The organism is Microvirga aerilata (genome assembly GCF_016743775.1).
Classification (GTDB): domain Bacteria; phylum Pseudomonadota; class Alphaproteobacteria; order Rhizobiales; family Beijerinckiaceae; genus Microvirga; species Microvirga aerilata.
The window spans coordinates 1-23,855 of the sequence record NZ_JAEQMY010000063.1 but is presented as its reverse complement, the minus strand read 5'-3'; the positions used below and the strand labels follow the sequence as shown (position 1 = coordinate 23,855).

Genomic DNA, 23,855 nt, shown 5'->3' with positions numbered 1-23,855 from the left:
AAGCCACCCGATCCAGACGCTTTGCCACCAGCCCTCCAAGTCGTCGCTGCCGCCAAGGAGGTCTCGCATCCAGACAGCTAGAAGCTTGCGGCATTGCGGCTATTGTCATGCGTTATCAAAATTGGAGAATTTTGGGTCTAGGCTCGACGGTCTGGCCCTCACAAGAGCGCACCGGTAGATCGCTCCCCGACAAGGCAACAAATAACATCAAGCCCCCGATTTCAACAATCGGGGGCTTGATCATATCAGTCTTGATAAGGCTTGGGCGCCCTTATTCCGTTCCCATCACCAAACCTTCGATGTCGTGCTTCTGCGTCACGGGAATGAGCTTATCGACCACGCGGCACACCAGATGATCCCGTGCGGACTGCGGCAGCGCGTCGTAGTAGTCCTGGGTCACCATCAGGTCGTGAAGGGCCGCATGTCCGGCGCCGGGCGCGTCGACGCCAAGCACCAACACCGGCCGGGCGATCGGGGATGGGTGGGCCGTGCCGCGGTGGATGGTCAGAGCCGAGCGGCATGAGATGTCGCCCATCTGCGGGTACTTGCGGACGCCCTTCTCGGCGAATTGGGGCCAGATCTCCTGCGGCGGGAACATCTCGTACTTCCACTCACGCCCGTCGATAAATTGGGTGCCGGGCGCCACCTCGAACGGACCCATGTCCTGGGTGACGTCCACGCCGGTCAGGTTGAAGGCGAGCGAGGTGATGCGGCGCTGCTCGTAGCTTTCGGGCGGGGACGGGAAATCCCGGTGCCAGGGCTGATTCTTGGCGCCCTGCATGGGCACGTCGAACCCGATCTCGACGATCTCATAATCAGGACCCAGAACGGACTCGCAGATGCCCGTCACCCAAGGGTGCGTGATGAGGTCGACGAAGCCGCGGAAGTCCTGGGGGTGGATTTCCACATACCAGCGCCGGGGGCCACGGCCTACCGCACCGCCGGGGCGCTGAATGGCGTCCCAGAATGCGGTCATCATGTCCTCGCGCATCTGCTCCGCCCATTCCCGCGAGAACGCGCCTTTCAGGCCCGTGATGCCATCCCGGTTGAGCGTTTCGATATGCTCCGTGACATCGTAGGTCTGGTCGAGCTTGGCTTGTGTACTCATCGGCATTTCCTCAGGTTTTCTGCTTTAAAAGGTTGGACTCACACACTCAACGCACAACCGCCGCTCCCGATGCACGCTGGCCTCAAGCGGGGCTGGAGACTTCCTGTATCAAGCTGCTCCAGGAGAAGCTGCGATAAACCGGCTTCGAGGTCGGTCCATGGAAGATGCGGTCCGCGGTTCTCGCGATCACGGCGCCGATGTCGGCGCATGGCGCGCCCACGGAACGGCGCGGCACCAAGGGACAGTCCATCTTAAGCTGAACCGTTCGCTTGCCGCCCCCATGGGCAGCCATGTCGATGAGCGTCTCCGCCGCCCAGCGGCCCATGTCGTAACTCGGCAGGATGCAGGTCGAGAGAGCGGGACGTGTGTAGCGCGCGATCTCCTGATCGTCGTAGCCCATGACCGAGATCTCGCCCGGAACATCGATCCCCAGCTCCGCCAATGCCTCCATGGCGCCAACAGCCATGAGATCGTTCGCACAGAACAGAGCCGTCGGCGGACGCTTGAGACGCAACAGCTCATAGGTTCTCCGATAGCCCGTATCGGGCATCCAATCCCCATTGAGTACAAGCTCGGGGTCGAACGCCACGTCCGCCGTAGCAAGCGCTTGGCGATACCCTTTAAGGCGGTCCCGCGACGCGTCCATCCAGGGCTCGCCATTGATCAGGCCCATCCGGCGATGACCGTGCTGCAGCAGGAACTCCGTGGCCGTGAAGCCCCCTGCGACCTCGCTCGGAATCACGGACGGCTGCTGCTTCTGGCCCGTGTAGCAGTTGAGCAGAACCGTCGGTACATTCTGAAGCTCCGGCGGCAGAGCGACCTTGCGCGTGAAGATGGTCGAGTAGATGACCCCGAGGAGGGCGTTGTCGGCTTGAAGCGCCCGGAGGGTCGCGGCTTCCAGGTCGGGATTTGCCCGCGTGACATGAACGGAAATCAGATGACCTGCCTCCCAGGCAGCGTCACGGGCGCCATCGACGCTCACCACCGGATGAGGGCTCGTCGAGATCTCGTCCACAAGATAGGCGATGATCTTGGGCTGCCCCTCGCCTGCCTCGATACGACGCGTCTGGAGCCGGTAGCCGATGGCCTGAGCAGCTTCGAGAACCCGCCTGCGGGTGCTCTCGGCAATCCGTGCTCCCGACATGTTGTTCAGCACCAGCGACACGCTCGACTGGGAGACGCCCGCCAAGCGCGCAATGTCGGTCATCGTGGGACGACGGCCACCCTGCCGGGGTTTGCGCCCGCGCTTCGAGTTGACCTGATCGTCGTGATGCATGGGCGCCCTGATCCTCTGAAAGCTTAATATATCATGACTTGACTAATAAAATTAGCAAGCGTTCAATCCCCATCGAGGTGACACAGAAGCACCTATCCCTTTTTCGGAGGAACGCATGCTCAGAAGGACTTTTCTGGCTCTCGCAGCCAGTGCTGCAGCCATTACCCTCGGTGTCGGCGCCGTCTCGGCGCAGGAGCTTCCCAAGCTCAAGCAGAAAGACAAGTACAAGGTCGGCTTCGCGCAGACCGAATCGAACAACCCTTGGCGCATCGCGCAGACGGAAAGCATGAAGGCCGAGGCTGCCAAGCTGGGCCATCAGCTCGTCTACACCGATGCGGCAGGCTCCGCGGCTAAGCAGGTTGCCGACGTGAACTCGATGATCGCCCAGGGCGTGGACATGATCTTCCTGGCCCCCCGCGAGGAAAAGCCCCTGATCCCCGCCGTGATGGCCGCCAAGAGGGCCGGCATTCCGGTGGTGCTGCTTGACCGCAACGTGGACCAGAGCCTTGCCAAGGCCGGCAAGGACTACGTCACCTTCATTGGCTCCGATTTCGTGGATGAGGGCCGCCGCGCTGCCGAAGCGCTAGACAAGGCCACGGGCGGCAAGGCCCAGATCATCCAGCTCGAAGGCACCACGGGCTCCTCGCCTGCCAACGACCGGCGCAAGGGTTTCGAGGATTACATCAAGAACAAGCTGGGCATGAAGATCATCGCCTCGCAGTCCGGCGACTTCGCCCGCGACAAGGGCCGCCAGGTGGCCGAGACCCTGCTCCAGGCCCATCCTGGCGCCACGGCGATCTACGCCCACAACGACGAAATGGCCATCGGCGCCATCTCGGCGCTCGAAGCGGCCGGCAAGAAGCCGGGCCAGGACGTGCAGATCGTGTCCATCGACGGCACGCGCGATGCCCTGCAGGCCATCATCGACGGCAAGATGCTGGCGACGGTGGAGTGCAATCCCAAGTTCGGCCCGAAGGCTTTCGAGACCATGGCCCGTTATGCCAAGGGCGAGCAGATCGAGCCGTGGGTGATCAACACCGACCGTTTCTTCGACAAGTCGAACGCCGGGCAGCTGATCGCCGACGCGTACTAAGCGCCCAATATTTTAGGACGCTGCCTCGCTCATGCCGGGCAGCGTCCTTGATCGTTCTGCGGAACCTTTTCGACTGCTCCGGCCAGCGGATGGATGCTTATGACCTTCCTCCTCTCGATGCGCGGGATCGACAAGCGCTTCGCCGGCATTCCGGCTCTCAGCTCGGCCTCGCTCGAGGTTGGGCACGGAGAAGTTCATGCCCTCATCGGGCAGAACGGAGCCGGCAAATCCACCATGATCAAGATCCTGACGGGCTACTACAAGCGTGATGCCGGCGAGATCCTCTTCGACGGGAAGCCCGTAGACTTTTCGGCTCCGCAGGATGCGCAGAAGGCCGGCATCAGCACCATCTACCAGGAGATCAACCTGGTGCCGTACCGCTCCGTCACGGAGAACATCTGCCTGGGACGGGAGCGCCGCCGCTTCGGCCTGCTTGACTGGCCTGCCATGCATCGCGAGGCAGAGGCGCTGCTCGCGCGCTTCAACATCAAGCTCGACGTGCGCCGCCCTCTCATGGCTTATCCGACTGCGGTTCAGCAGATGGTGGCGATTGCACGGGCCATCGGCTTCGAGGCGAGGCTCGTCATCATGGACGAACCGACCTCCTCCCTGGACGAGAAGGAGGTGGAGGTTCTCTTCAACGTCATCCGCCAGCTCAAGGCGGCAGGCGTCTCCGTCATCTTCGTAAGCCACAAGCTCGACGAGCTCTATGCCGTCTGCGATCGCATCACGATCATGCGTGACGGGCGTACGGTGCGCATGGCCGGGATGAGCGAGCTGTCCAAGCTCGACCTCGTCACCACCATGCTGGGACGGGAGCTGAACCAGGCGCTTCATGCCGGCGGCAAGAGCCACATGGAGGCTGGCGCTCGAGATGCCCTCCTGACGGTGGACCGCCTCGCGGTCGGCCGCAAGGTGCGGGACGTGAGCTTCGACGTTCGCCCGGGCGAGATCGTGGGGCTTGCGGGCCTGCTCGGCTCCGGACGGACGGAGTCGGCCCGCGTGGTTTTCGGCGCCGACCGGGCGGAGTCCGGAACCGTGAGCCTCGATAAATCCAACGGGTCGGTCACCAAGCCAGCCGACGCGATCGGCGCCGGCATGGGGTTTCTCTCAGAAGACCGGAAGCTCGAAGGGATCATTCCCGAGATGTCGGTGCGCGAGAACCTGACGCTTGCCATCATGCCTCAACTGGCCCGGCGGGGCATCGTGGACGAGGCCCGCAGCAGGGAGATCGTGGACCGTTTCATTCAGCGTCTCGGCATCCGCTGCTCTGGCCCCGAGCAGCGCATTCGCGAATTGTCCGGCGGCAACCAGCAGAAGGTTCTGCTTGCCCGCTGGCTCTGCATGAACCCCCGTCTGCTGATCCTCGACGAGCCGACCCGCGGCATCGATGTGGGAGCCAAGGCCGAGATCCTCAACCTCGTCCGCGAGCTCGCCGGCCAGGGCCTCGGTGTTCTGATGATCTCGTCGGAGCTGGAGGAGATCGTGGAGGCCGCAAGCCGGATCTTCGTGCTTCGCGACGGGCAGACCGTCGCCGAACTGAAGGGGGAGGACGTGAGCGAGCAGGCCGTCATGGCCGCCATGGCGCATGGACACGACAAGCCTCGGGAGCAGGCTCATGGCTGACAGCGCGACCACCCATCCGGCCACCAAGGACCCGGCCAAGGGCCCCGCCCTTCTCAGCGCGCACTCCCTGGCACGTCACGGCGCCTGGATCGCCTTGGCGCTTCTCATCCTGTTCAACCTGGCCTTCACGCCGAACTTCGCCACGTGGCAGACCCTGAACGTCAACCTGACCCAGGTCTGCGCCATCGTGATCGTCGCCGTCGGCATGACGCTCGTCATCGCGACCGGCGGCATCGATCTGTCGGTCGGCTCCCTGATGGCGATTGCCGGGTCCCTTGCTCCCCTGATCTTCATGGGCAAGATCCTTCCCCTGCCCTATGCGCTCGGGATCGCCCTTGCCTTCGTGGTGCCGGTGCTGGTGGCGGGAGCCTTCGGCTGGTTCAACGGCTGGCTCATCACGCGCCTGCGGATCCAGCCGATCATCGCAACCCTCGTGCTGTTCATCGCCGGACGCGGCATCGCGCAGGTGATGACCAACGGCAACCTTCAGCCGTTCAAGACGCCCGAGTTCCAGTTCATCGGCTTGGGACGCGTGTTCGGCATTCCATTTCAAGCCGTGCTGATGATCGTCATCGTGCTCGCCGCAGCCTGGATGCTGCGGCGGACGGTGTTCGGCCGCCAGATTCTGGCGGTTGGCGGGAACGAGCGGGCAGCGCGGCTTGCCGGCATCCCGGTCGTCTCCGTCAAGCGCAAGGTCTATCTGATCAGCGGGCTGCTCTCCGGCATTGCCGGTCTCATCGTGATCGCGCGCAACTCGGCCGCCGACGCCAATCTCGTGGGCCTCGGCATGGAGCTCGATGCCATCGCGGCCGTCGCCGTCGGAGGCACGCTCCTGACCGGTGGGCGGGCGACGGTGATCGGAACCCTGCTTGGCGCGCTGATCATCCAGCTTGTCCGCTACACCCTGCTGGCCAACGGCGTTCCCGATGCGGCGGCTCTTGTGGCCAAGGCCGCCATCATCGTTCTGGCCGTGTGGCTCCAGCGTCCGAGCCAGGGGTGACACGCATGAACAATCTCAACACCCTGCAGCTGTTTCGCGGCATAGGCCGCTACGGCGTTCTCATCGCCCTCCTCCTGCTGATCCTGTTCGGCTGGCTGCGCTACGAGAATTTTCTTGGAAGCTTCAATGTGCTGACCGTGCTGCGGTACAACAGCATGTTCGCCCTCGTGGCGCTGGGCATGTGCTTCGTCATCATCACGGGCGGCATCGACCTGTCCGTCGGCTCGACGGCCGCCCTAGGGAGCGTCGTTGCCGCGATGCTGTCGCCCTATGGATTGGTGCCGGGGCTGCTCGGAGGCCTGTTGGCCGGTCTGGTGGTGGGTGCCATCAACGCCTTTGTGATCACCCGCCTCAACATCCTGCCCTTCATCGCAACGCTCGCCACGATGCTGGCAGCCAGCGGCTGTGCGCTGCTGCTGGCCGGCAACCAGTCCGTTTCCGTCTCCTACGATACCGCCTTCATCGAGCTTGGGCAGGGGGACGTTCTCGGATTTCCAGCGCCGGCCTGGATCGCCCTCATCGCCTATCTGGCCGGATCGGTCGTTCTCAACTTCACGTCGTTCGGCCGCACGGTGCTGTCAATCGGCGGCAATGAGGATGCAACGCGCCTGATGGGTCTGCCGGCGAACCGCGTGAAGGCGTCGGTTTACATGGCGAGCGGAGCCCTGGCGGGCCTCGCGGGTGTGATCCTTGCAGCGCAGTTCGGCGCGGGCCAGCCCATCGAGGGCGTGGGCTGGGAGCTTTTCGCCATCGCGTCGGTAGTGGTCGGGGGCACCCTGCTCACCGGCGGCGTCGGCTCCGTCGGCACGACCCTGGTCGGCGTGCTGCTCTTGGGGCTGATCTTCAACATCCTCAACTTCGAAAATGGCTTGGGATGGATCAGCCTGTCCGCCTATTGGCAGTCGGTGATCCGCGGAGCGCTCCTCCTGGTTGTCGTAGCCGTGCAGGCAAAGCTTGCATCCCGCACCGAGGACGCCCATCCCTGATCGGGCGCGGCAGATCCCGCTAAGCCGGAACGGCCTCGTGCCAGAGGGTGCAGTAGCGCTCGAAATCGCGGGGAAGAAGATTTGTGGCGACAGGTGCCTGGTCCGGCTCCCCAGTCTTACGGGCAGAGCTGGAGCCCGCCAGCATCGCTGCCCCCAAGCACGTGCCTGTCGCGTTGCCGACCGCGATCACAGGCCGCTTCTTCGCCTTTGCAAGCGCTTCGATGAAGAGCCCGTTGCGGGCGATGGGGCCCTCGACCACGATGGGACCCGCAGCACCTGTCAGATCGAGACAGGTTGCCGTCATCAGGGCTTCATAAAGCGATGCCGCCACATAGGCTTCGTCCTGGGTCAGGCCATCGACGGCATTCAGGATGCGGTGAGCGGCATGAGGATAGGGACCGCTTCCCGGCACGACGCTCGGAGTGACGATGATGCCCTCTTCGACAACCCGTCTGACCGCCTCCGGCGTTGCCGCTCCTCCGCCTCTCGTCAAAAGCTCGAACTCCCGCCCTCCCATGAAGCGGCTGGAGGGCACGGCACGTCCATAGGCATCCACGTTGGCGAGCGTGTCCCGGGTCGGGTCGAGGCGATCGAGGTCGCCGCCGACGGCAAAGAGCACCACCCAGGTCCCGGTCGAAACCACGGAAAACGGCGCCTTCCGCTGCAAGAGGTGCGGCAGCAGAGAGGCGTTGGAATCGTGAATGCCGCAATAGACCGGCATGGGACGATCGAGCCCGATCTGTGCTGCGACGCCTTCGGTCACATAACCCAGCACGTCGAAAGGCTTCCCGACAGGAGCCACCTTGCCGGCAATGTCCAGCCTGTCGACGAGCGCGGAGAACCTGCCCTCGCGCGGCATCCATAGATCCGTATGGCAGCCCAGGGACGTCACGTCGGTGGCGGCGCGGCCGGTCAGTCGCCAGCCCCAGTACTGCGGATAGGTGACGATTGCTCTCGCCGCCGCAAAGGCGTCGGGAAAAGCGCTCTTCTGGTAATGCAGCTGGGCGCCGAGATTCAGCCCTCCCGGCAATCGCGGCGAGAAGGTTTGCGAGAAGTCAGGTCGGATCTGATCGTAGGCCGCATCGATCCCGGCGGGGTAGCGGAATTCGTAATCCAGGACCGGCAGGGCCAAGCCGTCATCGCCCAAGAGCGCGCCGCTGGCGCCGTGGGCCGTAACCGAGATGGCCTCAAAGGCGTGTCCAGTGCTGAAATCTCTGAGGCAGTCGACAAAGAACGTGAAGATCCCGTCCACATCGAAATGCGGGTAAGGCCCATCAGTCAGAACCCTGTTGGGCATCGTGCGCGCAGCGATCTCCAGGCCTGAATCGAGATCGACGATCACCCCTTTGACGTTCGTCTTGCCGACGTCGAGCACCGCAACCTTCATGAGTCTCACGCCATGTGAAACACGGTGGCGAGCGGCTTTTCCACGGGCGAGTTGTCAGGGTTCGTCGCCATGATGTCGGCCATGTGAGCCCACCAGCGCTTCATCACGGGATGGTCGGGCAAGTTCGCCATGGCGTGATCGGCCGGCCGCCAGAGAACGGCAAACAGGACTCCGGTCTCGCGGTCGAGATGGATGGAGTAGTCCTCGACGCCTGCGTCTTTCAGGAGCGCCACCAGTTCTGGCCAGATCTCGTCGTGACGGCGGCGGTACTCCTCCTCCATGCCGGGATTGAGCTGCATCGTGAACGCATATTTTTCCCTGGCACTCATGCGGCGGCCCTTGAGCGGATGCGGTGGAACACGATCGGCAGGGCGATAACGAGGATCAGCAGCAGGCCGATGAAGATGGACATGACGATGCCCGGCACGTTGAGAAGCCCCAGGCCGAAGGTCACGAGACCCATGACGATGGCAGCCAGCACCACCCCCGGAATGGTGCCCGAGCCGCCCAGAATGCTCACGCCGCCGAGAACCGCCATGGTGACGACCTCGAGCTCCCATCCGGCCGCGATGGTATGACGGGTCGAGCCGAGGCGCGAGGTGAGGCAGACGGCGGCGAAGCCGCTCATCAGGCCGGTGAGGAGGAACAGGACGAATTTGGTGCGCTCGACGGGAATGCCGGAAAACTGGGCCGCGAAGACATTGTTGCCGATGGCGTAGACGCGCCTGCCGAAGGCGGTTTGATGCAGCAGGATGCCGAAGACGAGGGCAACACACACAAAGGCGACCATCTCGAAGGTGATCACTTCGAAAACCGGCAGAGCCGGCCACCAGGGGAAATCCGACATGTAGCCCTGCCCGAACCAGGCGAAGCTCGCGGGATAGCCACCATAGGCCTGGTCTCCGAGCACGATCTGCGCAATGCCGCGGAACAGGCTCATGGTGCCGATGGTGACCACGATGGACGGCAGGCCGACACGGGCGACCAGCAAGCCGTTGAATGCGCCGCAGAGAAGGCCGACGCCGAGACCGACGCTGACCAGGGCGGGAGTGCCGAATCCCGCCTGTGCGGCGGCTCCCATGGCGGTTGAAGCAAGGGCGATAATCGCGGCCACCGACAGGTCGATCTCGCCGGAAATGATCAGCAGCGTCATGGCGAAGGCGATCATCGCCTTTTCGGTAAAGTTGTAGGTCGCGTCCGACAGGTTCCACGGATCGAGGAAATGCGGCGAGGCCAGGGAGTTGGCAATGAAGATGGCGATGGTCACCGCCAGCAGGAGCACCTCCCAGCTGCCGAGCAGCCTCCGGAACGGGGTGGAGAGCCTGTCGGGAATCCGCCGCGGGGGCGGCGTGTCGACGACGAGCGCGGTCATGCGGCGGCTCCTTCGGCAAGCTCGGACGGTCTGGCCCGGCTCTTGGCGGCATCACGCAGGATCATGCGGCCTTTGCGCCGCTCCTGCCTTGCATTGAATGTTACGGCGATGATGATCACGAGCCCGGAGATCGCCATCTGCCAGAAGGGCGAGATATCAATTACCGGCAGCGCATTCTTGATCACGCCGAGGAAGAGGCTGCCCAGCACCGCGCCGGCAATGGTGCCGATGCCGCCGAGGGTCGAGATGCCGCCGATCACGCAGGCCGCAACCGTGTCGAGTTCGAAGCCTACGGCGATATCCACATAGGCCACCGCATAGCGTGAAACCCAGAGATAGCCGCACAGGCCCGCAAGGGCACCGGAGAGCACGAAGGCGAAGAAGCGGGTGCGCCCGACATCGATGCCCGCATAGAGCGCAGCCGTCGGATTGCCGCCCGATGCATAAAGCGCTCGGCCGAACACCGTGCGGGTGAAAAGCACGACCATGACCACGACCACCAGAATGGCTGTCCAGCTCAGGAGAGGCAGCCCGAGAACAGGCAGGCGAGGTGCGTTCAGAAAGTCCGGCGTCATCTGGTTCTGGTTGACCCAGGTTCCCCCGGACAGCACGAAAGCCATGCCGCGGTAGATCGTGAGCGTGCCAAGCGTCACCACGATGGGTGGGATGTTCACCTTCCAGACAAGCAGTCCGTTGATGGCACCCAGCATCGCGCCGATGCCCAGCGCCGCCGCGATGAGAATGGCCAGCGGGATCTCAGGAAAAGCGGCGTTGATCATCGCAATCGCCATGCCGGTAAACGACAGGTTGGCGGCAACCGACAGGTCGATGGATCTGGTCAGGACCACCGCCATCTGCCCCAAGGCCAGGATGATCAGGATCGAGGTGTCGTTGAAGATGTTGGCAAGGCTCTCCGGCGAGGCGAAGCCGGGCGCCCGGTAGGCAAAGGCGGCGACGAGGGCGACGATGATCGCAACCAGCAGGAGTTCACGGTGTTTGAGAAGGCGGCTCATCATTCGGCTTTCCAATCACGCATTGCCTGTGGCGGCGCGAACAAGCGTCTCCGCATCGAGATCCGCTCGGTTCCATGTTCCGGCCATGCGCCCTTCGCGCATCACAAGGACGCGGTCCGACATGCCAAGGATCTCCGGGAGTTCGGACGAAACCATGATCACGCTCAGGCCCTCGCCCGCGAGTTCGCTCATGAAGGCATGCACCGCGGCCTTGGAGCCGATGTCGATGCCCTTGGTCGGCTCGTCCAGGATGATGACCTTGGGCTTCGTCGCCAGCCACTTGCCGATCACCACCTTCTGCTGGTTGCCGCCGGACAAGTTGCCGACAGGCACGGAGAGCGCCGCCGCGCGCAGGTCCAGCCGCTCGGCATAACGTCGCGCCATGGCGAATTCCTCGGCCTGACGCAGGAAGCCCGCGCGGGTCGTCCTGGAGAGCGACGGCATGGAAATGTTCTGGAAGATCGGCATCTGCAGCACGGCGCCGTGGCGGCCGCGCTCTTCCGGCACATACACGATGCCGGCCGCCACCGCGTCCGACGGTGAACGCACGTCGATGCGCCGGCCTTCCAGTTCGACCGTTCCGGCGCTCGGCCGGGTGACGCCGAAGAGCGCCTGGCAGAATTCGGAGCGCCCTGCCCCTACAAGCCCATAGATCCCGAAGATTTCGCCGCGACGCAACTCGAAGGAGATATCGTCGAACTCGGTGGGATGGGAGTAGCCGGACACCTTCAGCACCGTGCTGCCGATGGCCACGTCAACCTTGGGGAAGGCGTGCTCGACGGAGCGTCCGACCATCATGCGGACGATCTGGTCCTGGCTGGTTTGCGCAAGCAGGCCCGAGCCGATGGAGCGGCCGTCGCGGAAGACCGCGAACCTGTCGGCGACCCCGTAGACCTCCTCGAATTTGTGGCTGATGAACAGGATGGCCTTGCCCTGCCCTTTCAACCTTTCGATAATGCGGAACAGGTCCTCCACTTCCTTGTGGGAGAGCGCTGCGGTCGGCTCGTCCATGATGACCACCCGCGCCTCGACCGACAGGGCGCGGGCGATGGCCACCAGATGGCGCTGCGCGATCGAAAGGTCCTTCAGTCGGGTATAAGGGCTGATCGGCGCATCGATGGAATGCAGCAGCGCCGCCGCTCGCGCATTCATGGCCTTCCAGTTGACGAGGCCGAACCGGGTGCGCGGCACATGCCCCAGAAAGATGTTCTCGGCAACGGACAACTCGTCGAAGAGAACCGTCTCCTGATGGATCGCCGTGATCCCGCCGCGGATGGCAGCCTCGGCGCTGCCGAACTGCACCGGGCGTCCATCGATGACGATCTCGCCGCTGTCGGGCTGGTAGATGCCTGTCAGGATCTTGACGAGCGTCGACTTGCCCGCGCCGTTCTCGCCGATAAGGGCCGTGACGGAGCCCGCATGGAGTGAAATCTCGACATCGTCGAGCGCCTTGACGCCCGGAAACGCCTTGGAGATGCCGCGCATCTCCATGATCGGCACATCATTCCCGGCAAAGGGTTCGGCTGCAGGCATGGGTAGCGTCATGGAACGATCCAGAGGGGCAAGGAAGGCGTGGAAAAGCCCACGCCGTCCCGGTCTCAGATGCTCGGATCCCGGAGGATCCAGGCCTCAGAAGATCTTGGCGAATTCATCGACGTTCTTCTTGTCGTAGACGAAGGGGTCGGCCATGGCGGCCTCGCCGTTGTCGCCGATCTTGATCTTGCCCATGCGGCCGGCATTGATCTCGGAGCCCGGCTTGCCTTCCGTCTCCTTCTTGACGAGGCGATAGGCGATCTGCGTCGCGGAATAGCCGAGATCGATCGGGTTCCAGATCGCGAATTCCTTCGTGGCGCCGGAATGCACCGCGCCGGCCATCTCGGACGGCAGCCCAAGGCCGGTCACGTAGACCTGCCCGATCTTGCCGGCATCCTTGACGACCTGAGAGGCTGCCAGCACGCCGACCGTGGTCGGGGCGACGATCACCTTCACGTTCGGATGGGACTTCAGCAGGCCCTGAGCCTCGCGGTAGCTCTTGTCGGCAAGGTCATCGCCATAAACCGTCGTGACGAGGTTCAGGCCCGGATACTTCGGTAGCAGCTTCTTCATCTCGGCAATCCAGGTGTTCTGGTTGGTCGAGGTGGAGGTGGCCGACAGGATGGCGAAATCGCCCTTGCCGTCCGGCAGGTGCGAGGCCGCAAGCTTCAGGCACATGTTGCCGATCAGCTCGTTCGAGGACGGATTCAGGTGCACGATGCGCCCGTCCTTGCCGACCGCGGAGTCCCACGAGATGACCTTGATGCCGCGCTGTGCAGCCCTCTTGAGGGCAGGCACGACGGCATCGGGATCGTTGGCGGAGATCGCAATCGCATCGACCCTCTGGGCGATGAGAGCGTTGATGACTTCGATCTGGCCTTCGGCCGTGGTGCTGGTCGGGCCCGTATAGATCACCTCGACGCCGCCGAGCTCCTTCGCGGCTTCCTGAGCGCCCTTGTTGGCCGCTTCAAAGAAGCCATTGCCGAGGGACTTCGCCACAAGGCCGATCTTCACGGTCTGGGCGCTGGCGGCGCCCGACAGCAGGGCCAGGCCCAGTGCCGTTCCGACAGCTAGTTTTGCAAGCATTTTCATTGTCTTCCTCCCTCTTCAAAACACCTGCCGGAGACCTTCAGGCCGCCGACGAGGATTTCTCTTCCCGCTCGGTTCCCGTCGTTGCGGCGACCACGAGCTTGATCCCTGCATTCTCGATCATCGCTCTCGCCTGATCCGGTATGGCGTCGTCCGTGATCAGGGTGGAGACGCGATCGAGAGAGCAGAGAATCAGGCTGGAGCGGCGCTGGAATTTTGTCGAATCCACCAGAAGAACCAGCTCGTCGGCCTGGTTGATCAGCTTCTGCTCGGCCTGAATGATCAGCGCATCCTGCTCCATCACGCCGAGCGGACCGACGCCCTGGGCTCCCATGAACATTCGGCGCGCATAGAAATTGCGTGTCACGTCATTGTCGAAGGGCGAAAGGATGATGCTTTGGTCCCGATAGACCGAGCCGCCCGGCAGCATCACTTGGCTCTTCGAATGCTTCACCAGGTGCTCGGCGATCGCAAAGGAGTTGGTGAAGACCTGAAGCCGGCGATTGGCGAGGTAGTGCACCATCTGGAAGGTGGTGGTGCCGCCGTTGATGATGATGGCGTCGCCCTCGCTGCAAAGCGCCACGGCCTCCCGGGCGATAGCCCGCTTCTTGGCTGTGTTCTCGCCCTCCGAAATGCGGAACGGCTTTGCGGCCAGAGGGCTGATCTGCTGTGGATGCAGGGCCTCTGCACCGCCCCGGACTCTGCGTAGGCGCCCCTGCACATGAAGAGCCGCGATGTCGCGGCGGATCGTAGCCTCGGAGGCTTCCGTCAGCTCCATCAGGTCCTGGATCGTCGCGACCGGCCTTTCCTGGACAACGCTCAGGATGATCCGGTGCCGTTCACGTTCGTGCATGGCTCCTCCGTTCTCTTTTGTCCGCCCAGATGCGCTCAGCGTCAATCATTGCCAGTCATAAACTTTCGTATCAGATCATAATTTGACAGATTATGATTGAATGCGATTGACGCTAACAGAAGTGATCGGTCATAGCTGACTTGGATCGGTGGGCCGTGCGGGCACCCACGCAAAGCATTACTGGCAGGAGGATCAAGTGACCAAAGCCGTCAAGCTGCTGGAGAACAAATGGGATGACGCGAAGGCCGCCAGCCTCGATGAGCCCGGCCTCCTGCTCTATCGCTCGAACCTTCTGGGCGCCGACAAGCGGATCACGAACTACGGCGGCGGCAACACCTCGGCCAAGGTCATGGAAACCGATCCGCTCACCGGCGAGATAGTGGAAGTGCTTTGGGTGAAAGGTTCGGGCGGAGATGTGGGCACCATCAAGCTCGATGGCTTCGCCACCCTCTACATGGACAAGCTCAGTTCCCTGAAGTCCCTCTACAGAGGCGTCGAGGACGAGGACCGCATGGTGGGGTTCCTTCCCCACGCGACCTTCAACCTGAACACCCGTGCGGCCTCCATCGACACGCCGCTCCACGGCTTCGTGCCCTACAAGCATGTCGACCACATGCACCCGGACGCGATCATTGCCGTTGCGGCCTCCAGGAACTCGCGGGAACTCACGCAACAGATCTTCGGTGACGAGATCGGCTGGCTCCCCTGGCGCCGTCCGGGCTTCCAGCTCGGCCTTGACCTCGAAGCGTTCGTGAAGGCCAACCCTCATGCAAAGGGCGTGGTGCTCGAGAGCCACGGCCTCTTCACCTGGGCCGACACGGCCAAGGGCTGCTACGAGCTGACGCTGCGCATCATCAATCAGGCCATTCACTGGTTTGCCGAAACCACGGCCGGCAAGTCTGCTTTCGGCGGCGCCGTCGCGTCCAGCCTCTCGGCCGACGAGCGCCGCAAGATCGCAGCCCGCCTCATGCCGGAGATCCGCGGCAAGATCGGCAGGGCTGAGCGCAAGCTCGGTCATTTCGACGATCAGGAGGCCGTGTTGGAGTTCGTCAACTCCGCGAACCTGAAACCCCTCGCCCAGCTCGGCACCAGCTGCCCGGATCATTTCCTGCGCACGAAGATCCGCCCGCTCGTGGTCGATTTCGACCCGAAGGCTCCGGACGTGGATGCCATCGTTGCAGGCCTCGACGCGGCCCTCGATGCCTACCGCGCCGACTACACGCGCTATTACGAGGCATGCCGGCACCCGAACAGCCCGAAGATGCGCGATCCCAACCCGGTGATCTTCCTGATCCCGGGCGTCGGCATGCTGTCCTTCGCCCGCGACAAGGCCACGGCGCGCATCGCAAGCGAGTTCTACGTCAATGCCATCAACGTGATGCGCGGCGCCTCCTCGGTGTCGGAGTATCAGGGACTTCCCGAGCAGGAGGCGTTCGACATCGAGTACTGGCTTTTGGAGGAGGCAAAGCTCCAGCGCATGCCGAAGCCGAAGAGCCTTGCAGGTCGCGTGGCCTTCATCACCGGGGGTGCAGGCGGCATCGGGCGCGCCACGGCCGAGCGTCTGGTGGATGAGGGCGCCTGCGTGGTGCTGGCGGACATCGATCAGGAAGCACTCACCGCAACAGTGGAGGATTTCGGCAAGCGCTTCGGCCAGGACTCCGTCCGGGGCGTGAGGCTGGACGTCACCAGCGAGCCGGAAGTGCTGTCCTCCTTTGTCGAAGCATCCGTCGCGTTCGGCGGCATCGACATCCTCGTCTCCAATGCGGGCATCGCCTCGTCGGCGCCTATCGAGGATACGGATCTCGCCATGTGGAACCGGAACATCGACATTCTGGCGACGGGCTACTTCCTGGTCTCCCGCGAAGCCTTCCGGCTGTTCCGGCGCCAGAAGCTGGGAGGCAACGTCATCTTCGTGTCGTCCAAGAACGGCCTCGCCTCCTCGCCCAATGCCGCGGCCTATTGCACCGCCAAGGCGGCCGAGATCCATCTCGCCCGCTGCTTGGCCCTGGAGGGTGCCGAGGAAGGCATTCGCGTCAATACCGTCAATCCCGACGCGGTGCTGCGCGGCTCCAAGATCTGGAGCGGCGAATGGCGCGAGCAGCGGGCCGCCTCGTCCAAGCTCGCGGTCGACGAGCTGGAGGAGCACTACCGCAAGCGCTCGCTTCTCAAGCTGAACGTGTTCCCGGAGGACATTGCCGAGGCCATCTACTTCTTCGCGTCCGATGTTTCGGCGAAATCGACGGGCAACATCATCAACGTGGATGCCGGCAACGCGACCTCGTTCACGCGGTAAGATCGGCCGGGAGGAAACGATGACAGAACAGAAGATCGCAGCCGGCATACTGGCTGCCGACAACGAGAAGCGTGGGAACACCCTGAAGGCCGATTACGAAGCCCTCGGCGACAAGCTCGCGCGAGGCGGCATCAGCATCGAGGCGATCACCGACAAGGTGGCACAGTTCTTCGTCGCAGTGCCCTCCTGGGGCGTGGGCACCGGCGGAACCCGCTTCGCGCGGTTTCCTGGACAAGGCGAGCCGCGCAACATCTTCGACAAGCTCGAGGACTGCGCTGTGATCCATGAGCTCACCCGCGCCACACCGACCGTTTCCCTGCATATCCCGTGGGACAAGGTTGACGATCCGAAGCGCCTCAAGTCTCATGGCGATGCGCTGGGCCTCGGCTTCGACGCCATGAACTCCAACACCTTCTCGGACGCGATGGGCCAGGAGCGGAGCTACAAGTTTGGCTCGCTGAGCCACACCGACGCGGCCACCCGTCAGCAGGCCGTCGAGCACAACATCGAGTGCATCGAGATCGGCGAGGCTCTCGGGTCGAAGGCGCTAACCGTCTGGATCGGGGACGGGTCCAACTTCCCCGGTCAGTCCGATTTCACCCGGAGCTTCGAGCGCTACCTCGATTCCATGAAGGCGATCTACAAGCGCCTTCCGGGCGACTGGCGCATCTTCTCCGAGCACAAAATGTACGAGCCCGCATTCTACTCCACCGTGGTGCAGGATTGGGGCACCAACTACCTCATCGCCACGGAGTTGGGCGAGAAAGCGTTCTGCCTTGTGGATCTCGGCCATCATGCGCCGAACGTCAATATCGAGATGATCGTTGCCCGCCTGATCCAGTTCAAAAAGCTCGGCGGCTTCCACTTCAACGATTCGAAATATGGCGACGACGATCTCGATGCGGGCTCCATCGATCCCTATCGCCTCTTCCTCGTCTTCAACGAGTTGGTCGAGGCCGAGCACCGGAACGCGGAAAATTTCCATCCGGCTCACATGATCGATCAGTCGCACAACGTGACGGATCCCATCGAGAGCCTGATCCGCAGCGCCAACGAGATCAGGCGCGCCTATGCGCAGGCTCTGCTCGTGGACCGCAAGGCGCTCGAGAGCTACCAGGAATCGAACGATGCGCTCATGGCGTCCGAGACCCTGAAGGATGCCTTCCGCACGGATGTGGAGCCAATCCTGGCGATGGCGCGCCTGAACGCCGGCGGCGCCATCGATCCGATCGCCGCCTATCGGTCCAGCGGCTATCGCGCCACCGTGGGCAAGGCCCGGCCGGCCGTCGCCGGAGGGAGCAGCGGCATCGTCTGATGCCGTGGAGCGCGCCTGCCTTCGCATGCGGGGCGGCTCCAGACAATGGCATGGATTTTGCTTTCCTGCAGTGGGCTGCTATGCACAAGCATTCTGGAGAAGGCAGGATGAGAGTCGACCATTACCCTCTGCCGGGTCTTCCGTCCCGGGAAGATCTCGTCACCCCTGAGGCCGAGGTCAAGGGACGGCTTCTGGCGGCGATTGCCCAAGAATTAGACAGCGGCAGGCGCCAATCGCTCGAAAAGGCAGCAGTGCTCATGGAGCAGGCTCTGGACGAACTCCAAGCCTACCGCGATGCTGCCCAGTATGACTACAGCCGGCCGAAGAGCATGCAGTTCCGGGGCTGGAACATGGGCAAGCTCGCCGAAGCCCTCAAGAGGACTCGCGCGGCACAAAGCGCGCCCTAAAGGCTCAAGCCTTACCAGCGAACCCGCAACTGCCCGCCGACGGACCAGCGGCTGAAAGGCTCCTCGTCCTCGTTGGATGTGAAGTTACCATCGTCCTCCGACGAGCGGGCGTATGAAATCAGGTGGCTGGCATAAAGGGCAAACGATGCCCGCGGATCGAAGTTGTAGGTCAGGCGCGCCGTCGCCGACGAGACGAAGCCCCCATCGCCGGGCTCGCTCCAGGCATACCCCGCCGCTCCCTGGATATCGAACCACCACTTGTCGGCAAGCGTGCCATAGAAGTGCACGCTGGCTTCCAGGGACTGGTAGTTGTCCGGATTCCAGTAGCCCCTGTCGACGACCTTCTCGAAGTCGAACGCCGTATAGCGCGCGCCGAGCCACAGATAGGGATTGGCCGTGAAGCGCTTGGCGAATTCAAGCTGACCCCAGGCCCGTTCGTTGTCGTCTGAATAGTGGCTGTAGAGCGCCCGGCCGCTGAAGCGGGTCGCGTTGTCCGGCGTCACATCCACCGACAGACCGATATCGTCCGCCAGGATGTCGTTGACGATCGAGCGCGTGTTCTCGTCCGCGTAGCGGCGCGCGAGGTTCAGGTCGAACCTGAGAAGATCCGACGGGATGAGGCTCAAGGTGGTCTCATGCGTGAAGGTGACGTCGTTATCCTCAGGCTGCTCCGGAACATTCCGGCGGCTTTCCTCCTCGAAATTCAGGAAGAGGGACGATTTGAACTCCAGGAAATCGTCGAACCGGTGCCGGCCCGAGATGCCGATGCTGTAGATGTCGACGCTCGGAAAATCGTCGCCGCGGTAGCGCATCATGCGCGCTTGCGGCCCGAACTTCGTCAGGCCCTGGTTGACGGTCAGCTCATGCGAAGCCTGGAGGGACCAGATCGCGAGATCGTCCGAGCGGCGGGCATACCAACCCTCGACCTGGGTCAGCGGGCGGCGCTCGAGGTAGAGCTGCTCTAGGAGGCGCTGCGCGCCCTCGTCACCCGGCTTCACGGCCAGAAGCGCCCGCGCATAGCCCTCCGACAGGTCGGGGCGCCCCATCTCCTGCCGCGCCTGAGCGGCAATGAACAGGGTTGCCGGGTTTCGGTCTCCGCTGGCGATGAGCGGCTCGACTCGCGCCAGGGCTGCGCGAGGAAGCCCCATGGAGCGTTCGGCTGTTGCCGCGCCCCTGATAGCCTCCACGTTGCTCGGCTGCAGGGCCAGCACGACCTCGAAATCCGCAAGAGCAGGTTTGTGCTCGGTGATGTCGTTGAGCGCGTTGCCGCGCCCGACCAGGGCCTCGATATCCCTCGGGTCGAGAGCCAGGATCTCGCTGAAGACCGGAATGGCGAGCTTCTGCTGACTGCTCCAGGCGAGCGCTCGGGCAAGACCGAGCCTGGCGTCCCGCTGCTCCTTGGGACTGAGATCGGCCCGCTGCAGGATTTCCTGGAACAGCGGGATCGCCCTGAGCGGCTGCCCGGCATAGAGAACCTGCTCGGCATATTCCCGCAGCAGCTCCCTGCGGCGGCCCGGCATGACTGCGAGCGCACGCTCGAACAGGTTTACTGCTTCGGCGTTGCGCGTTTGCCCGGCCGCTTGGCGGGCGGCCCCCACGAGGGCGTCCGAGAATGCTTTGCGGGCTTCCTCATCCCTCGGGTTTTCCCGGAAGATGGGCTGCCAGGCGCCAATGGCCTCCCGGAACTGGTTGCTCCACAGGAGGGCGAAGGCGAGACCGCGCCTGACGCGGCGGCGCTCCGCTTCAGGACGCTGTCCGTCCCGCAACGCCTCCCGGTACAGCGGCACCGCCCGCGCCGGATCTCCCGAATAGGCGATCTGGTCGGCATATTCCGGCAGCAGTTCCTGACGGCGCTGAGGCGCCGTCTCAATAGCCCGGCGGAAGAACGAGGCCGCGTCCGCATTACGGGTCCGCTGCGCCGATTGCCGGGCCGCGCCGACAAAGGCGTCCGAGAGCGCCTTGCGGGCTTCCGCATCCACGCGATTACCCTGCAGGATGGCATCCCAGGCGTCGATGGCCTGTTGGAACTGGCTGCTCCACAAGAGGGCGAACGCCAGCGCCCGGTTTGCCTGCTGGCGCTCAGGGTCCGGAAGCTCCCTGCGGGACAGAACCTCCCGATAAACCGGAACCGCCCTACCCGGCTCGCCGGAATATGCGAGCTGATCGGCGTATTCGCGCCCGATCTGGCCCCGCTTTGCGGGATCGAGCGAGATCGCGCGCTCGAACAGCGAAACAGCTTCCTTGTTCGCGCCACGACCGGCGGCCTCGCGAGCGGCCGCAATGGCGGCATCCGCCGGAGAAGCTGGCGCGGCCGGCGCAGGGGCTGGGGTGGCCTGGGCATTGGGCGTCGCCGGCGCTGCCTGTCGGGTCACACCTGCGCGGGCATCGGCAAGCCCTTGCCTCGCCTGAGCATCATCGGGCGCTTGGCGGACCACCTCTTCGAGGGCCGTCACCGCTGCCGGAAACTGCCCGCTCCAGAGCAGGGCGAATGCGAGACCACGCCTCAGGCGCCGCTGCCGATCCTCTGGGAGGCTGCCGTCGCGCATGGCTTCGCGATAGAGCGGGACCGCCTGGGCAGGCTGGCCGGCATAGGCTGTCTGATCCGCAAATTCCGGCAGCAGCTCCTGGCGGCGCTGGGGTGCCGTCTCGATGGCGCGGGCAAAAAGCGAAGCCGCATTGGCATTTTCCGAGCGCTCCGCCGTTTGCCGCGCGGCGCCGACCAGGGCATCGGACAAAGCCTTCCTGGCCTCGTCGCTGGCTGGATCCGCTCGAAGACGGGCCTCCCATGCCGTCACGGCCTCTGGGAACCGGCTGCCCCACAGCAATGCGAAGGCCAGACCGCGCTCGGCGCGCTCGCGGGTCGACGCCTCGAGGGCAGGATCGGCCAGCCGCTCGCGATAAAGGGGAACAGCCTCGGCGGGCCTGCCGGAATAGGCGATCTGGTCGGCATATTCGAGCAGCAGTTCGTTGCGGCGCTCGGGCGCGAGCGCGATGGCCTGCTCGAAGAGACGGGCCGCGTCCCTGTTCTCGTTGGTCGAGGCAGCCTGACGCGCCTGCTCCACCAACTCGTCCGGCGATTGGGCGTGAGCTGCACCAATGCCAAAGCCAAGGCCGCACAGCACGATTAGGCTTGCTAAACGCATACGATAGGCAAGCCTGCGGTGGTGCATCGTCTCGGAGTCTCGAATCGGGGTGAATAGGAGGGATCAGTATCTGGAATTTAGCCTTATAGCAGGTAAAGATCGCCTTTCGTCAGGTCACCCTTTTGCTGAGCTTCCCTTCCGGGAAAATAGCCTAGATCCTTTCTTTCGCCAGAAGCTTCGGCCCCTTCTATCCTTCGGAGACGTCTTTCTTGCCCCGCTACGCCTCCCGCTTCCAGACCCAGACCCCGTGGACTCCGCTGCCCTATTCGCCTCTTCACGAGACGGTATGGCAGTTTCTCTGCACGGCGAGCCTCGTTTTCGGAACGTGGTACCTGGGATGGCGGTGGCTCGGCTCCATGAACTACGACGCCTTGTGGTTCTCGATCCCGCTTCTGATTGCCGAGACGGGCTCCTTCATCGGCCTCGTGCTGTTCACCGCCAACCTCTGGTCCGCAAAGTCCCCCACCCGCGGAGCGCTCCCGGTGAGCGTTCGTGACTGCACGGACGATCCCGACATGCCGGACCGGCCCGTGGCGGTGGACGTGTTCTTCGCCACCTACAGCGAGGATCCGGAACTCGTTCGTGTGGGATTGCAGGAAGCCAAGAAGCTGAGATACCCGCATCCGATCACCGTTCAGGTTCATGTGCTGGACGACGGCAAGCGGCCCGCCATGGAGGCGGTCGCCCGGGAGGAAGGGGTGAACTACATCACCCGCTCCGACAATGTGGGCTTCAAGGCCGGCAATCTGCGCAATGCCATGACGTCGACCTCGGGCGATTTCATCCTGATCTGCGACGCCGACATGCACCCCTTCCCGACCTTCCTGGAGGAGACGCTCGGCTACTTCCGGGACCCGAAGGTCGCCTGGGTTCAGACGCCCCATTGGTTCTACGATATCCCCCCGGGGGTGCCGCTGCCCGCAGCGCTTGGGAGACGCCTGGGAGCCTTGGGACGCGGCATCGGCAAGGCATTCGAGCGGGTCTTCGGGCCGGTGCAGCTCGGAGAAGACCCCTTCGCCAACGACCCGCAGCTGTTCTTCGACGTAATCCTGAGGCGCAGGAACTGGGCCAATGCGAGCTTCTGCTGCGGCGCGGGCTCGATTCACCGCCGCGAGGCCGTGATGGAGGCGGCGCTGCGGCAATGGTCGGATCATGTGGCGGCGGCGGCCGGACGCAACGAAAAAGCTGCCCGTCAAATCACCGGCGAGCAAGCCATCATGGACTCGATCAGCGACGTGATGCGCTGGCAGAGCGCGCTGGAAGAGGAGTTCCAGCCCTATAAGTTCCACGTGTCCGAGGACATCTACACGTCCATCGTGCTGCACAGCGACCGCGAGCGGGGATGGAAGTCGGTTCTGCACCCGGTCGTCCAGGCCAAGATGCTGTCGCCCAACGATCTCCTCAGCTGGACGATCCAGCGGTTCAAGTATGCGGGCGGCACCCTGGACATCTTGGCCCACGACAATCCGCTGATCCGCCGCGGACTGACGCTGCCGCAGAAGCTCATGTACGGCTCGACGTTCTACTCATATCTCGCGCCGCTGTGGAACATCGTCTTCCTGGTCTCGCCCATCGTCTTTCTGTTCACCGGCATTGCTCCCGTTGCAGGGTATTCGCTCGACTTCTTCCTGCACATCGCCCCCTTCCTGCTGTTCAACGAGCTCTCCCAGCTCGTGGCCATGTGGGGCAACTCGAATGCCAAGGGACGGGCCTGGTATCTGGCCATGTTCCCCTTAAGTCTCCAGGCTCTTTGGGCTGTGGTCAGAGGGCGCAAGATCTCCTTCCCGGTGACCCCGAAGGACCGGCAGATCGGAACCTATGGCCGTCTGGTCAGATGGCAGATCGCGCTGGTTGTCGTCACCATGGCGGGCCTGGCCTGGGGCTGGACCGCCTATGCGACAGGCCGCGAGGGCTATACGCTCGGGGCCATGATCGCCAACACCCTATGGGGCTTCAGCAATGCGCTGTCGATGCTGCCGATCATCCGGGCGGCATTCTGGCAGCCCGATCCGGAATTCGAGGCGGCTATCGTGGAAGGCGCGACGCCATAGCACTACAGTTGCACCCTTCGTTTGCGATGTGAGGCTTGCGCCATGGCCTGATGCGCTCGTCTCCAGGCGGATCAGGCGATCACAAGGGCGGGCTCGATCCGGCGTTGCTGGAGGCGTGTGGCCACGCGGCGGATTTCCTGGACAGACCAGCGTACCAACGCTGCAGCTTGGCCGCGTCGCTTCTTTTTTGGGGTGACGGGTGAGAGTTGGCGCGCTCGCGCACCACCGCCATTATGGCAAACGCCAGCATCACCAGCGACACGTGCCGATGCCAACCGTGCCACGAGCGGGTCTCGTTGTGGGTTAGCCC

Annotated in this window: 18 protein-coding genes and 1 pseudogene; 8 read left to right on the top strand and 11 right to left on the bottom strand. The window is 63.7% G+C overall.

What is annotated here, in order from left to right; genetic code table 11:
• Positions 1-271 precede the first annotated feature (271 nt).
• Together JKG68_RS24550 and JKG68_RS24545 are read right to left on the bottom strand one after the other, a co-directional pair.
• Positions 272-1,108, bottom strand: coding sequence for a phytanoyl-CoA dioxygenase family protein (locus JKG68_RS24550; protein WP_202063968.1), 837 nt, complete (start codon positions 1,106-1,108; stop codon positions 272-274).
• 82 nt (positions 1,109-1,190) lie between these two features.
• A complete protein-coding gene (locus JKG68_RS24545; RefSeq protein ID WP_246515814.1) occupies positions 1,191-2,384 on the bottom strand; it encodes a LacI family DNA-binding transcriptional regulator in 1,194 nt (397 codons plus the stop codon).
• 115 nt (positions 2,385-2,499) lie between these two features.
• Here JKG68_RS24545 and JKG68_RS24540 point away from each other — a divergent pair, with 115 nt between their 5' ends.
• The 4 genes from JKG68_RS24540 to JKG68_RS24525 all read left to right on the top strand — a co-directional run bounded on the left by JKG68_RS24540 (position 2,500) and on the right by JKG68_RS24525 (position 7,089).
• Positions 2,500-3,477, top strand: a complete 978-nt coding sequence (locus JKG68_RS24540) for an ABC transporter substrate-binding protein (protein WP_202063967.1) — start codon at positions 2,500-2,502, stop codon at positions 3,475-3,477.
• Between the two features lie 99 nt (positions 3,478-3,576).
• Positions 3,577-5,103 (top strand): sugar ABC transporter ATP-binding protein, encoded by a 1,527-nt coding sequence (locus JKG68_RS24535; protein WP_202063966.1) that lies wholly within the window; start codon positions 3,577-3,579, stop codon positions 5,101-5,103.
• Complete coding sequence (locus tag JKG68_RS24530; protein ID WP_202063965.1) at positions 5,096-6,103, top strand: ABC transporter permease; 1,008 nt, start codon at positions 5,096-5,098, stop codon at positions 6,101-6,103. The genes JKG68_RS24535 and JKG68_RS24530 overlap by 8 nt, the downstream gene beginning before the upstream one ends.
• Positions 6,104-6,108: 5 nt before the next feature.
• Positions 6,109-7,089 carry an ABC transporter permease gene (locus JKG68_RS24525; protein ID WP_202063964.1) on the top strand — a complete coding sequence of 327 codons (981 nt, stop codon included), beginning with the start codon at positions 6,109-6,111 and terminating at the stop codon, positions 7,087-7,089.
• Between the two features lie 19 nt (positions 7,090-7,108).
• On the opposite strand, the gene JKG68_RS24520 is transcribed toward JKG68_RS24525, so the two are convergent.
• The 7 genes from JKG68_RS24520 to JKG68_RS24490 all read right to left on the bottom strand — a co-directional run bounded on the left by JKG68_RS24520 (position 7,109) and on the right by JKG68_RS24490 (position 14,336).
• Positions 7,109-8,476: an FGGY-family carbohydrate kinase gene (locus JKG68_RS24520; RefSeq protein WP_202063963.1), complete on the bottom strand. Its 1,368-nt coding sequence runs from the start codon at positions 8,474-8,476 to the stop codon at positions 7,109-7,111.
• Between the two features lie 5 nt (positions 8,477-8,481).
• On the bottom strand, positions 8,482-8,805 hold the full coding sequence (rhaM, locus tag JKG68_RS24515) for an L-rhamnose mutarotase (protein WP_202063962.1): 324 nt from the start codon (positions 8,803-8,805) through the stop codon (positions 8,482-8,484).
• The gene (locus JKG68_RS24510) at positions 8,802-9,848 is read right to left on the bottom strand and encodes an ABC transporter permease (protein ID WP_202063961.1); all 1,047 of its coding nucleotides are present in this window, start codon (positions 9,846-9,848) and stop codon (positions 8,802-8,804) included. The genes rhaM and JKG68_RS24510 overlap by 4 nt, the downstream gene beginning before the upstream one ends.
• The gene (locus JKG68_RS24505) at positions 9,845-10,861 is read right to left on the bottom strand and encodes an ABC transporter permease (RefSeq protein WP_202063969.1); all 1,017 of its coding nucleotides are present in this window, start codon (positions 10,859-10,861) and stop codon (positions 9,845-9,847) included. The genes JKG68_RS24510 and JKG68_RS24505 overlap by 4 nt, the downstream gene beginning before the upstream one ends.
• A gap of 15 nt (positions 10,862-10,876) precedes the next feature.
• Positions 10,877-12,406: a sugar ABC transporter ATP-binding protein gene (locus JKG68_RS24500; RefSeq protein WP_202063960.1), complete on the bottom strand. Its 1,530-nt coding sequence runs from the start codon at positions 12,404-12,406 to the stop codon at positions 10,877-10,879.
• Positions 12,407-12,490: 84 nt separating this feature from the next.
• Entirely contained in the window at positions 12,491-13,486 is a 996-nt protein-coding gene (rhaS, locus tag JKG68_RS24495; RefSeq protein ID WP_202063959.1) for a rhamnose ABC transporter substrate-binding protein, read from the bottom strand.
• A 37-nt stretch (positions 13,487-13,523) separates the two neighbouring features.
• A complete protein-coding gene (locus JKG68_RS24490; protein ID WP_202063958.1) occupies positions 13,524-14,336 on the bottom strand; it encodes a DeoR/GlpR family DNA-binding transcription regulator in 813 nt (270 codons plus the stop codon).
• Positions 14,337-14,532: 196 nt separating this feature from the next.
• Here JKG68_RS24490 and JKG68_RS24485 point away from each other — a divergent pair, with 196 nt between their 5' ends.
• The 3 genes from JKG68_RS24485 (at position 14,533) to JKG68_RS24475 (ending at position 18,351) form a co-directional block, all read left to right on the top strand.
• A complete protein-coding gene (locus JKG68_RS24485; protein ID WP_202063957.1) occupies positions 14,533-16,629 on the top strand; it encodes a bifunctional rhamnulose-1-phosphate aldolase/short-chain dehydrogenase in 2,097 nt (698 codons plus the stop codon).
• Between the two features lie 19 nt (positions 16,630-16,648).
• A complete protein-coding gene (gene rhaI, locus JKG68_RS24480) occupies positions 16,649-17,944 on the top strand; it encodes an L-rhamnose catabolism isomerase (protein WP_202063956.1) in 1,296 nt (431 codons plus the stop codon).
• Positions 17,945-18,051: 107 nt separating this feature from the next.
• A complete protein-coding gene (locus JKG68_RS24475; RefSeq protein ID WP_202063955.1) occupies positions 18,052-18,351 on the top strand; it encodes a hypothetical protein in 300 nt (99 codons plus the stop codon).
• Between the two features lie 11 nt (positions 18,352-18,362).
• Here JKG68_RS24475 and JKG68_RS24470 read toward each other — a convergent pair whose 3' ends face one another.
• On the bottom strand, positions 18,363-21,521 hold the full coding sequence (locus tag JKG68_RS24470; protein WP_202063954.1) for a tetratricopeptide repeat protein: 3,159 nt from the start codon (positions 21,519-21,521) through the stop codon (positions 18,363-18,365).
• 182 nt (positions 21,522-21,703) lie between these two features.
• Here JKG68_RS24470 and JKG68_RS24465 point away from each other — a divergent pair, with 182 nt between their 5' ends.
• Complete coding sequence (locus JKG68_RS24465) at positions 21,704-23,545, top strand: glycosyltransferase family 2 protein (RefSeq protein WP_202063953.1); 1,842 nt, start codon at positions 21,704-21,706, stop codon at positions 23,543-23,545.
• 79 nt (positions 23,546-23,624) lie between these two features.
• Here the strand turns inward: JKG68_RS24465 and JKG68_RS33725 are convergent.
• Positions 23,625-23,855: pseudogene (locus JKG68_RS33725) on the bottom strand (hypothetical protein); the annotation flags it as partial.